Annotated in this window: 8 protein-coding genes; 4 read left to right on the top strand and 4 right to left on the bottom strand. The window is 54.0% G+C overall.

The genetic code is table 11. The features are described from left to right. Window positions 1–29: 29 nt before the first annotated feature. The 3 genes from MK110_04850 to MK110_04840 all read right to left on the bottom strand — a co-directional run bounded on the left by MK110_04850 (window position 30) and on the right by MK110_04840 (window position 2,752). Window positions 30–848: a PIG-L family deacetylase gene (locus MK110_04850; GenBank protein MCH2210605.1), complete on the bottom strand. Its 819-nt coding sequence runs from the start codon at window positions 846–848 to the stop codon at window positions 30–32. Window positions 849–1,176: 328 nt separating this feature from the next. Further along, on the bottom strand, window positions 1,177–2,304 hold the full coding sequence (locus MK110_04845) for a hypothetical protein (GenBank protein ID MCH2210604.1): 1,128 nt from the start codon (window positions 2,302–2,304) through the stop codon (window positions 1,177–1,179). Window positions 2,305–2,332: 28 nt separating this feature from the next. After that, window positions 2,333–2,752 carry a response regulator gene (locus MK110_04840; protein MCH2210603.1) on the bottom strand — a complete coding sequence of 140 codons (420 nt, stop codon included), beginning with the start codon at window positions 2,750–2,752 and terminating at the stop codon, window positions 2,333–2,335. 639 nt (window positions 2,753–3,391) lie between these two features. Between MK110_04840 and MK110_04835 the strand changes: the two genes are divergently transcribed. Next, entirely contained in the window at window positions 3,392–4,720 is a 1,329-nt protein-coding gene (locus tag MK110_04835) for a glycosyltransferase family 39 protein (protein MCH2210602.1), read from the top strand. 92 nt (window positions 4,721–4,812) lie between these two features. On the opposite strand, the gene MK110_04830 is transcribed toward MK110_04835, so the two are convergent. Then, window positions 4,813–6,741: a transketolase gene (locus MK110_04830; protein MCH2210601.1), complete on the bottom strand. Its 1,929-nt coding sequence runs from the start codon at window positions 6,739–6,741 to the stop codon at window positions 4,813–4,815. 377 nt (window positions 6,742–7,118) lie between these two features. Here MK110_04830 and MK110_04825 point away from each other — a divergent pair, with 377 nt between their 5' ends. The 3 genes from MK110_04825 (at window position 7,119) to MK110_04815 (ending at window position 12,221) form a co-directional block, all read left to right on the top strand. After that, the gene (locus MK110_04825; GenBank protein ID MCH2210600.1) at window positions 7,119–8,147 is read left to right on the top strand and encodes a ferredoxin family protein; all 1,029 of its coding nucleotides are present in this window, start codon (window positions 7,119–7,121) and stop codon (window positions 8,145–8,147) included. A 310-nt stretch (window positions 8,148–8,457) separates the two neighbouring features. Continuing rightward, window positions 8,458–10,854, top strand: coding sequence for a redoxin domain-containing protein (locus MK110_04820; protein ID MCH2210599.1), 2,397 nt, complete (start codon window positions 8,458–8,460; stop codon window positions 10,852–10,854). 125 nt (window positions 10,855–10,979) lie between these two features. Further along, entirely contained in the window at window positions 10,980–12,221 is a 1,242-nt protein-coding gene (locus tag MK110_04815) for a fuconate dehydratase (protein MCH2210598.1), read from the top strand. The last annotated feature ends 204 nt before the right edge of the window (window positions 12,222–12,425 follow it).

Raw genomic sequence — 12,425 nt, 5'->3', positions numbered from 1 at the left:
ATCGCCATGCCGGGACTGAGCAGATTTATCTAGAATGGCCAGAGCTTGGTTCGTTTATCGTCATCCAACTGAGTAGCGTATTCGCTGACCTCAAAGGCTTCGCAACAGGTGACGGCTCTGCCTTTTTCTTCGCCATAGGTGGCTATCAGAGCTTCCCGAAAGCGGTTGGCTCGCTCGGCGATTTCATCCTCAAACCATGTCCGAAGCCAGGCCAGTCTTTGTTCCGGCTCCTGGGGCACTTGGTCGAGGATGCCTTGTTCATAGGCCAGCCACTCGAAGACCTGCGTACGATGACAAGCCAGCATATCTATGACAGAGTCGAGCTGAGGTTCGACGTCCAGGACTAAATCCGGACGCAGGGGAGCCGGTCGAGTGAAAAGATCCGTCATGTAGAGGATGACGGGATTCTTGAAAAGCGGAGGCACGTCTGGCACCACCTTGGGCACCGTGACCAGATAGGATGCGTCTTGGGTGAGTTGACCGACGGCCCGGTGATCCGGGTGGTAATCACAGGTTCTGTGGGTCAGTACGACGTCGGGACGAAAAGAGCGAATTTCCCTGATCACGCGGTTGCGGTTCTCGATGGTCGGTTCCAAATGAGCGTCGGGCAAGCCCCAGTTCAGGTATTCGGCGCCAATCACCGCGCCTGCATCGGCTGATTCTTTTTGTCGCAATGCTTTTAATTCTTCGGATGATCGTTCGTGGTGTCCAGCTGCTCCATCGGTCAGAGAAATCAGTTTGACTGTGGCGTCGAGTTCCTTGCGGTAGCACGTGAGCAATCCGCCTGCATGGTATTCGGCGTCATCGGGATGAGCCCCGAGGAGAAGGATACGTGGAGGTTCGGACATTGGATTGAAACTGGTTTTGTCTTGCGTTTATCGAACAGGCGAAGTGAATCTCTTTGTTCATCATTATCGTTGCGGTTTGGGATTCAGTCGACGAACCCGGAACTCATTACCTCAGCAATTGATAATAACCAAATACAATATTGGAATCACTGGCATCGATGCCAGGAGGGATGTTCTTTACTCTCTCCGACCTCCGGACAAAGACGAATTCAAACAACGCTGAGGGATTGATATCACGCCTTATCGAGACATCAGGCAGTCTGTTGCGCACCAGTGTTCAGTGTTGTTGTGCCGCCCGTGTCGGGTACATAAAACCGAATCGTTGCTTTCAGTTGTTTTTGTAGTCGCGGTGACAGGCCTGGCAGACGCCTGCCAGACGTGACACACTGAGCTGAAAACTGCTGAAATCTTCTGTTTCCACCGCCTCCCGCATCGCCTGTCCTGAATCGGCGATCTGAGCAGCGTATTCAATAAATTCCGAATCATCAGCGAAGCCGTATGATTCGGTGGTCACGGCCCGAACGAGTCCGGACAGAATGGCGGCTTCGTGTCTGACAAGGTCCTGATGCCCGGCAAACGACGATTCACTGACTTCTGTCCGCAGACGTTGTTCGGCCTGCTCCATTCTCTGCATGACCAGTCGCATCTCAGCGACATCTGACAGTGGCCGTTCCGGATCCGGTTCGGACAGCCCGGACGGTCGGGACCGATCCAGCGTGTCGGCCAGATTCTCGAAGTGTCGTCGCAGTCTGCGCTGGTCCCCGGAACCACGCTTCAAAGGACTGTTGTTCATAGCTGCAGCAAGGTCACGGATGTAGCCGGCGTCCTGCTTCCATGACAGGTTTCCGGAATGTTCGATCGCCATCCCGGCCAGTACGGCCAGTGTGGCTGCCTGGGCGGGAATCATCGTGACGGCTGAATTATAGTTTCCCACTGACTGAAGTTTCTGATTCAGAAAATTGCGAATCGATTTGACCTCGGACTGAAGGTTTTCGGCGGGCAATACCGACGCCCAGTCCTTTGTCAGCGGTGATTCGGAAGGTGATCTCCCGACGGTTGCATCAACTGCAGCGGTCGTTGCTGAGTCGTCAGCCGGATTCCCATCAGACAACGGAGTGTCCGCCGGTTCAGTCGGCCGAGGATCGGAGGCCACCTCCAGAGGGTGATCGAAAAAGACATCGTAGGGAATCTTGCCAAGATACCGACGCCCGTCTGCATCCTCCCAGACTTCGTCCGGTCGCCGCGTTGCCGCAACTGTCGTTTGAGCGGCAGGCTGAGAGATCTGCGATTCAGTGACTTTTGAATTCACCAGCGGAGTTACGGTTGGCGGGGTGGCTGAGTTCGCTGCTTTGGTTTGGTCGGGATTACCTGAATCTCTTGTTCCACAACCCGTAAGGTTGATCAGAACAATCCAGCCCCACACGTAAAGAAGTCGCTTTCGGCAATTCAGATCCACGCCTCCTCCTTTCCTGACGTGGCAAGGCCTACGCAAGAAAATCGTCTGCGAGTGGAGCATCATACGCGTCGTGCAGCGCCTGGGACACTGTGGTGACCAGTTCCTGACGTCGCACCGGCTTCTGCAGCACCGTGTGAGCATTCACTTCTGAGGCATCACGCCGCAATTCGTCGCTGTCGTCAGACGTGATCAGAATACAGGGTCGCAGTTCATTCATATCTTTAAGAACGCGAATTGTGTCGAGTCCCGTCATGTGCTGCATGTGCATGTCAAGCAGTACGATGTCGATCTGGTACTCCTGCACGCAGTCCACTGCTTCTTCACCACAGCTGACTTCACAGATCTCAAAGCGGAAACGTCGCTCCAGTACTTCGCGCATGATTTTGCGGAAGGAGGAGTTGTCATCTGCGATGAGAAGTCGAAATTCTGCGAAAAACTCGGTCATCATGATCTAATGTACCTCACCTTGAGGTATTTGATGGTATCCGTCCCCACAAAGTTCATCCGTAATTCTGCTGAATCTGCAGACCGGATACCAGCCTAATTCGCACGAGAATCCGTTGTGGGGGCAAGTGCCGCCCGGCTCTGCTCAATGAAACCGCTTCATTGCCCCCCCCGCGATGTCAGCAGACTGACGGAAGAAATAAAATTCGACCGTCTGGAGCCTGTTGCGACGTCCGGGCCAGCGGCAGTTGATGAATGGCGCCCATCGTCCATGGTGGGGGTGATGGTGGATGATATGATGTCCTCGAGGCGACAACGTCAGACTACAGTATGAGGGCCGCCCGAAACCATCCGTGAATGACTTCGATGCTGGTCACTGGCGCAGTTGCTGTCACCAGACGCAGGTCATTCAGCTGTCCGTTGTCGCTGTAACGATTGGATCAGGGTTGCGGCCTAAGTCGCCCGCAGGGACACATGACAGGACTATTCGTGTCGCGTAGAATTACGATTGTCCGTGCCCCTGCTGTGGATTGATCCAGCACGAGTCGGTTGTCGCGTTGGAAAACAGAAGAATTCAACGCATGATCTGTAAGTCCGCATCCCAGTGGCCGCACAGATCGTACTTCGACAGGTCATCGTCCCAATGAACAGCCGGCTCCGAAATTTGAATCTGCGTCCCAGCACGGCCGGTGGGATTGTCTTCCTGGCCACCATTGTCATCCTGCTAAGCCATTATGCGATTAAATACGGCCTTAACGATCCACCTTCGCTACGTGGCGACGAACTGTCGTATGACATGGTCAGCTGGAATTTGGCTAAAGGAAACGGCTTCTCTGAACAGGTCAACGAACCGGTATTCTGGGAGCCATATGTTGTTGAGGGCAAGATAACTCCAGCACAGGCACGCCGGGAACAGCTCAAGCCAGTGCTGGTGACACATGAGAGGCCTCCTTTGTTTCCGTACCTGCTGTCGCTGTTCAATCGACAATTTGGCCGTCAGTTCTGGAGCGTCCGTATCATCAACGTCCTGGCAACTTCCGGCACCGCCGGGGTGCTGGTCTGGTATCTGCTGAGGACGGGCAATTTCGCATCAGCATTAACCGGATTTGTGTGTTTTCTGATCGTCGATACCCGTACACGGGTTTACGGGCGCGCTGTCCTGACTGAGGCTACGGCCACCTTTCTGCTGACAATTGTGACGATACTGCTGTTGCTGCTGCTGCGACACTGGCGACCTCGGACACTGATCCAGCTCGGAATTACGGCGGGTCTGCTTGTTCTGGACCGCACAATTTTTGCATTGTGGCTACCCGGCCTGGCGTTAATTGTGGGTCGACTAAGCTACCACACACCGACGAAAAATACGGATGTACATCTGCCACCTTCCTGGAAACGAGCTCTGGCGTCAGCTTCCTTTTTTCTGGCGATTTCCGGACTGGTAGTGCTGCCGTGGGGCGTCCGCAACATTCTGCAGTTGAAGGCTCCGATGCCATTCGGAACACAGGGAATGTCCCAGTTGCCGGCTGGCTTCAGCGATCTTGCACTGGAACGGAGGGGACTCTGGAGCGCCGAACCCACACATCGTCTGAAACGCGAGGTGGCACACTTTCCCACTCGTCAGGAACGCGACGTCGCACGGGCGCGGCTGGGACGTCAGGAAGCGATCGACTGGATTTGGTCCCACCCAACGGATTCTGTGCGGTTGGCCGGGATGAAAATCTGGCAGGAATATCGGCCTCGCCTGCCAGGAGAATGGCTCATCTGTGTGATGGCGGTCGTCGGGTTTCTTTTGACTGTGCGCAGACCGGACACGTGCGTCTTTATTGGGCTGCACTTGATCAGCTGTCTTGTGATCGCCGTGACCTGGTCCGTCGAAGGACGATTCGTTATGCCCCTGATGTTCACGACGCACGTCTTCGTTGCCCGATCGGTTGCGATCCTGTTTGACGGCGGTCGTGGACCAGCCAACTGAATTGCGACCAGTTGTGACGACAACTGCAGACTCAAAACTCCAGTTCTCTCCGCTCCATGATCACGTCCATCACGGCACCCATCGACAATCCACTACTTCAAATTGCGCGCGGCTTCCAGAATGCCGTCTGCATCAATGCCCTGATAGCCCATTTGCTGCCACAGTCCCCCCGAGCCCTCTTTGTTGGTCCCGATGTTGTTGTAGCTCCCTTTGAAGCCCCGACGCAGCAGTTCTGTCCCAAATCTGGAACCCAATCCTGTGTTTACGTTAAACGACTCAGCCACAAGGACTGCCGGTGAATTCACCAGACGTTCCATCACAGACTCGTCATACACATTCAGTGTCGCTTTGCAGACAAGTCCCACATCCACCCCCTCGTTTTTGAGCCGTGTTACCGCATCCAGTGCACGGTAAGTCGTTTCACCGAATGTAACGATATAACCGGCGGTACCTTCACGGATGATTTCATCCTGCCCCGGTACGAATTCGTAATCGTCACCAAAGAAGCGGGTGCCGTCTTCGTTCAACAGATCGGGAACACCCGAACGTGTGGAAAAGATAAAGCGAAGTCCGGGATGAGGAAAAATCGTCTTCAGACAGGCGCGAAACTGATGCTGATCGGCGGGAAAATACAATCGGGTATTGTCTTTGCCGCCATCCGGTAATCCGTTGGCCGCAAACATGTTGTTGAGTCCAAAGTGACAGGTGTTGTCCGCCATGTCGTCACAGCCGGCGTGGCTGAAGTGGGCCAGCACACTGGCTTGGTTTAATCTTGCCATGGTGATCTCTGAAACCACCATTTCCAAAAAAGCACTGAATGTTCCGTAGATTCCCTGACAGCCCTCCTGATAGCCGAAGCCGGCCGCTGCCGAAAAATTACCGCGTTCCATGATTCCGCCCCGAACAAAGACTTCCGGGTGAGTGGCCCGCACATGATTCAGCCCACAGCTGCCTTCGAGATCACAGTCGAACACGCGAACGGAGGCGACGCGACGTTTTTCCGGAATCTCATCCAGAATCTCATTGAGGATGCGCCCAAACAAATCCCTGTTTTTCCCTGTGCTGGCACCATCTGAGCCTGCATGGCTCGGTCCTCCCGGACCTTTCTCAACGGAATCCAGATAGTCAGCGGCATCTTTCCGACCACGGGAAACAAGATAGGTTTTGGCGACATCAGCCTTGATGACATCGTGCCCGTGGGCGCTCCCTTCCAGTCCCTCTATTCCGACACACATCCTGCGACGGTTCATCAGTGCAATAGGTCCCGGCGTTGTCACCGCCGCACACATTCTCGAATACAGGTCGTCCAGGTCCTCACCATCGCCAACACTCACGTTCAGGCCATGACCCTCAAGTGTCTGCGAAACATCGAAGCCCGGCAGATACTCGGACGGATGTCCTGCGATTGTGACATCGTTGTCGTCGATGAGCAATTTAATGTTCAAATTCTGAGCGACTGCCAGACGAGCGGCCTCTGCGTCATTGCCTTCCATCTGTGAACCGTCTGAGCCCAGCATGAATACCGTTTTTTGAGGGTTGGCCAGTGCGACCCCGTTCACAAACGGCCACATGTGCCCGAGTCGGCCCGAAGAAAATTTTACGCCGGGGGTGAATCCACGCTCGGGGTGACCTGGCAGTTGGGACAGATATTCGCGATAGTGCAGCAGGCGTTCAATTTCCAGATCCCCTTCCAGCGCGGCCATAAGATATTGAGTTGCCACGCGATGACCGGCCTCATCAAAGAAGATCGGCAGGACATCGTAAGTTCCGCCGGCTTCAGCGTGCTTCATGAAGCCGTGCATAATCAGTGTTTCGGGGACAGTATCGTATGCCCCGCCGGTGTGCCCGCCAAGCCCCCTGGCTCCGGCAACAGCTGTGAAGAAAACGATCGCGTCCCGACAAAGCTGAATATTGGTTCGCAGCGTCTTGTTTTGCTCAGCTGTCAGCGTCGGGTTCGCAGGATCCAGGGCAACAGGCTTGTATTCGCGCAAAGGAACAGGAAACTGGGGGGCGACAGACATTCATTATTTTCCAATTTATCCGGTGCCGATGCGGCGACCGAAATATTGTGAGCACCGCTTACCGGGGCGAATTTGTTTTCTTTTATTTAGGGCCAGATTACTGACGTTGACTCAGGCTGTCGCAGAGACCGACGGAGTCCCGGAAAATCGGGAAGCGTCAGCTGGTATGATGCCAGGGACTGCGTCATCAGAGTCTGTATTTTCAGTTCAGACACCAGCCGGACACTATGTCATTACGGCCTTGTTTTCAACGGCGGCCGGATGAATACTCCGATTAGGAGAGTCAACCGGTATGGAATGAAGAATCAGCCCGGCCGGTTGACTGAAGCCGGTGAATAGGCTTTCACGACCCGCTTAACTCCTCTTACAATGTATCAATGTCCGATTCTCAGCTCAGCGTTGTCATTTGTCAGGCTCAGGGACGTCATCCGGTTCGCCGGGCGCTTGAACACGAGATCACAGAGACGCTGATTCGTGAACCGGGTGTCCATGTGACCATGGTGCCGCACCTGTATGATATGGCACAAAATCACTCAGGACTGGAGTTTCTACGTTCCGTACCTGGAACACTGATCGTTCTTGGCTGGCTGTATGAACGTGCATCACGCTGGACACTGGACAGAGCGGGAATCAGAGGCGTCGTTGGTGAAACTCTGCTGAAGGCAGATGAGGATCAGGAAGACGAATCGTCTGAATCACCGGAGTTCAGCGGTATCGGCAGCGTGGATGTTCCTGATCGTCAGTTGTTCTGCATTGATCTGCGGGCATCTGAAGACTGTCAGGATTTTGTTGAGGAAATCCGTCGGATTAAATCCGAGTGCGATCGGCAGCCGTTCGATTTGATGCGGTGGATTGAAGGAACGCCCAAGCCTGATCAGTTGCAGCGATATCTGCAGCCCGTTGAAATGCTGGCCGCCGTGCAGTCCCAGGATGCCGGTGACACCACTGTTAATCGGGATCTCCTGCCGGAAGACACGCGGCGTCGCTGGTATCCTGTTATTGACTACAGTCGTTGTACGAACTGCATGGAATGCATTGACTTCTGTTTGTTCGGCGTTTACGGCATCGATGCGCTTGATCGAATACTTGTTGAGGAACAGGACAACTGTAAAAAGGGATGTCCGGCCTGCAGTCGCGTTTGTCCGGAGCACGCCATTGTGTTTCCTCAGCACAAAACACCGGCAATTGCCGGTGCCGACGGAGATGTTGCCGGCGTGAAAATCGATCTATCCAGACTGTTCGGTGGAGAAACCGGTCTGTCTGCGGTCGATCAGGCAGTCCGCGAACGCGATGCAGAACTGATTCTGGACGGTCGTCAGGCGGTTGGAACGTCCGTGGGTTTGAAAAACCGCGAGCACGATGAATTCGACGATCTAATGAACGAATTCGATGCACTGGAATTCTAGGTGCGTTTTATCGGGCAGCCGCAGGAATATGCCGCGGACTGTTTCAGTTCTGACTGCTGTATCTGTTGCCACCGTACGAACCAACCACTGTTAACGGTCGTGCTCGCTGAATGGGGATCAACTGTCTTTATGTGGTTATGGTCGACAAAACCGCTGCCGCGATCAGGATGATTACCGGATGTGATTCGGTTTCAGGCGGGAAATTTGTGGGTTTGATCATTGATGACCGGCGAGCGACAATACGTCATCGGGTTTGGCTCTGTGTAAAACAACGCCATGTTTTACCTTGGGCTGTATCACAAACTGTTCTATGACCTATGGAAGAATGTTCGATCTGATGTCTCGCTTCGCCTTCTGTTCATTTCGATTTGTACTGCTGCCGGTCCTGTTCGTCTGGTCAGGAGATCCGTACCAGACGTCTCGAGTCGCAGCCGAAGACAGTCCGTCGGAAGTCACCGTTGCCGAAAATGACGGAGCCCCATTGCCCGAAGGACATTCAGGTCACGGGGAAGTCTTCAACGAAGGACCACGTCAGGCGGCTTATCTGATGGACGGTGTCGGCAGAATCAGATTTGACGTCACGTCGGATATCCCGGAAGCGGTCGCGTTTGTCCATCAGGGCATTGGTCAGCTTCACGGGTTTTGGTTTTTCGAATCGGAACGATCGTTTCGACAGGCGGCTATGATTGATCCCCGGTGCGCTATTACCTACTGGGGCATGGCCATGTCAAATCGGGAAAATCCTGATCGAGCCAGAGGTTTTATCAAAGAGGCCATGGAACGCCGCGACAATGCGTCGCCACGGGAACAGCTATACATTGAAGCACTTGACCGATATTTCCATGCGCCAGATACCGACGAATCAGAGAAGGAAGCACGATCCGTAAAATACATCGAGGATCTTGAATCGCTGCTGTTTGAATTTCCTGATGACATCGAGGCAAAAGCTTTCCTGTGTGAGTTTCAGTGGTCGTCACGCAATTCCGGAGTGATGCTGAACAGCTATCTGGCCGTCGACGCCCTTATCCAGCAAATACATGATTTGGAGCCTCTCCATCAGGCGCACCATTATCGCATTCATTTGTGGGACAAAAAGAAGGCTGACAAAGCACTGGCATCTGCCGCGCTTTGCGGACCCGCTGCACCGTCAATTGCCCATATGTGGCATATGCCGGGACATATTTATTCGAAACTGAATCGATACCACGATGCGGTCTATCACCAGGAAGCATCTGCCCGGGTGGATCATGCCCACATGATCAAAGACCGGGTCCTTCCTGATCAGATTCATAATTTCGCTCATAATAATGAATGGTGTATTCGTAACCTGATTCACATTGGGCGGGTCCACGATGCCGTAAAACTGGCGATGAACATGATCGAGCTGCCTCGACATCCGGAATACAATCAGATTGATAAATCGGGAAGCTACAAATACGGTCGTGAACGTCTGCTTGATGTCCTGCAAACTTTTCAGCTGTATGATCAACTCATCGAAGTTGCCGATTCAGTGTGGCTTCAGAAAACCGATGATGAAGCTGCGGACGTGTCCGTCCGTCGCGCTCTGGCCTGTGCTTACGCTGTGTGTGGTCGGGTGTCCGACGCCGAAACAATCCGGCAGCAGCTGAATTCAGATCTGACACAGGTCAAAATCGACCAGGAACAGTCAGTGTCGGACGTGGAAACTGAGGTCTGCGGTGAGGAGGAAGACGATGTGGCAGTCTCTGAGGCCGCACAGGACCTGGAAACAGAATATGAAACCCGTGTGACAGCACTTCGGTCTGCGATTGACGAGATCGACGGGCGTCTGGCGGCTCAGCGGGGCGACTACGACGCGGCCGTGCGCCTGCTGGAAAATGCAGAAAATGTTTTACCGGAAGATGTGGTCGATGTGTTGCTGGCGGCAGGCAGAACCGAACAAGCACTCACGAAGATCATTGAGCATGTGGAAAAGAGTTCCGGTGAGGTTCGCCCCCTCGCAGCTCTGTTGAAGACTCACCGGGCAGCCGGTAACAAAGACGAAGTCCGTCAGACATTTGAGTCGCTTCGTGAGATTTCTTCGGTGATCGATCTCGACGTTCCGCTGTTTGCTGAGCTGGCTTCAGTGGCTGCTGAGTTCGGATATCCCGGAGACTGGAGAGTTGCTCGCGAGTTGCCGGCCGATTTGGGAGTTCGACCAAGTCTGGATTCGCTCGGTCCTTTCCGCTGGCAGCCGACCGCCGCTCCGGAATGGACACTGCAGGATGTCGACGGCAAATCGGTTTCATCTGTCGAACTGGGGCAGTCTCCAAAGATTATGATTTTTTATCTGGGATCAGGATGTCTGCATTGTGCGGAACAGCTTCAGAAGTTTCATCCCCATGCTGATGAGTTTCGTGACGCCGGGTTCGATCTGTTGGCCATCAGCACCGATCCGCAGGAATCCTTAAGTACCGCCCGCGAGAGATATGATGATGACTTCGCCTTTTCACTGTTCGCCGATCCCGAGATGGACGTGTTCCGCCAATACCGCTGTTATGACGATTTCGAACAGCAGCCGCTTCACGGAACGTTTGTGATTGATGCCGACGGATTGATTCGGTGGCAGGACATCAGCTTCGAACCCTTCATGGACCCGGAGTTTGTACTACATGAGGCACAAAGGCTCATTCGGCTTTCTGAAAACCAGGTTGGTTCAGGCAAAGAGCCGGCCTGTGCCGTTGACTGATCAATGCATGCCGTCACAGGTGCCGGACACCGCGGGTATGACACATATATATTATTCGGTTGTGATGTGCTGACATCAGTTATGTGGCCAACAATGACCAGCCGGACAGAACGCGAAAGATTCTCGTGAGCAGCATCACCGAAATCCTGACTGATGATCGTCGTTTCGACCTCAAAGACGGAGCCGGCAGCGACGCGGTGCATACCAATCCGCAGTACGGTTACGCGGTGACCTGTTTGAACAGTGACCGACCGGGGCTCACCGGAACAGGTCTTGCGTATACTCTCGGGGGAGGAACAAATCTTGTTTGTGATGCCATTGAATTGCTGGCAGCTCCGCTGCTGGGACGCGACATCGAAGAGTTGATGTCGGAATTCGGGGTGGTCCAGCGAAGCATCGCAGAACATCAGCTGATTCGCTGGCTAGGCCCTCACAAAGGTGTCATTCATCTGGCATTGGCCTCGATCACCAATGCCTGCTTTGATCTGTGGGCCCGATCCCGTGATGTACCGCTCTGGCAACTGCTTCTGGATCTGTCTCCCGAGGAGATCACTCGGCTGATCGATTTTAGTTATCTGGACGAGGTGCTCACGGCGGAACAGGCGACGAATATCCTGCGTGATCGTCAGTCAACTCGACCCGATCGCGAAAGTGTTCTGCAGATCGGCTATCCAGGCTACGACACATCGGTTGGCTGGTTCGCTTACAGCGACGAGCAAATCAGGGATAATGCTCGCCGCGCAGCGGACTGTGGGTTTACGGCCATGAAACTGAAGGTTGGTTCTCAGAATCCTGCAGATGACATTCGACGCGTGAATCTGGTTCGGCGAACTGTCGGTGATGACGTGCGGCTGATGGTGGATGCCAATCAGGCCTGGTCACTGCCGGCCGCGCTGAATGTTTGTGCTGAATTGGCAGCGAATGACTTGTACTGGGTGGAGGAACCCACTCAGGCGGATGATGTTCTTGCCCACCGCAAAATTGCCAGGGCCATTGCTCCGATGCACGTTGCTGTCGGGGAAACGATTTCCAACCGTGTGATTTGGAAGAATTTCCTGGAGGCGGAAGCGGTGGGCGTGGTGCAGGCGGACTGTACGCGTCTGGCCGGAATCAGCGAATATCTGGCCGTATCCATCATGGCGACGCAATATCCTGTCAAAGTCATTCCCCATGTTGGTGACATGGGGCAGATTCATCAGCACCTGGTGCTCTTCAACCATATTGCACTCGGCCACCAGCGGCTGTTCTTGGAATATATACCGCATCTGCAGGAATATTTTCGATATCCGGCGGTCGTTGAGGACGGAGTCTATCAGGTACCCCGGACACCAGGCTGTTCTACCGAACTTCTTGATTCCGCCGACTGACGTACTGGTTCGGAATGCGGACCCGGGGTGTGACGAATGTCCGGATTGCCGGAGGGAAACGGTAGAATAGGTTTGTCCGGGTAGTAAAAGTTCTGATTTCATTCACCGCTTCCGACCTCAGTTCATGTTCCGGTTGATTCGCCGAGTTCTCCCTGCCTAGGATGGCGTTAACGAGCGAACTTTCGATGGCCATCCGAACAGAGC

The sequence above is a fragment of the Fuerstiella sp. genome (assembly GCA_022447225.1).
In the GTDB taxonomy this organism is placed as follows: Bacteria; Planctomycetota; Planctomycetia; order Planctomycetales; family Planctomycetaceae; genus S139-18.
Note: the sequence above shows the minus strand (reverse complement) of the source record. Positions and strands in the feature narration are given on the sequence as shown.

Excerpts from the sequence above, each read along its gene's own strand:
- MK110_04850 (MCH2210605.1), bottom strand. The coding sequence starts at position 848 with ATGTCCGAACCTCCACGTATCCTTCTCCTCGGGGCTCATCCCGATGAC.
- MK110_04840 (MCH2210603.1), bottom strand. The coding sequence starts at position 2,752 with ATGATGACCGAGTTTTTCGCAGAATTTCGACTTCTCATCGCAGATGAC.
- MK110_04835 (MCH2210602.1), top strand. The coding sequence starts at position 3,392 with ATGAACAGCCGGCTCCGAAATTTGAATCTGCGTCCCAGCACGGCCGGT.
- MK110_04830 (MCH2210601.1), bottom strand. The coding sequence starts at position 6,741 with ATGTCTGTCGCCCCCCAGTTTCCTGTTCCTTTGCGCGAATACAAGCCT.
- MK110_04825 (MCH2210600.1), top strand. The coding sequence starts at position 7,119 with ATGTCCGATTCTCAGCTCAGCGTTGTCATTTGTCAGGCTCAGGGACGT.
- MK110_04820 (MCH2210599.1), top strand. The coding sequence starts at position 8,458 with ATGACCTATGGAAGAATGTTCGATCTGATGTCTCGCTTCGCCTTCTGT.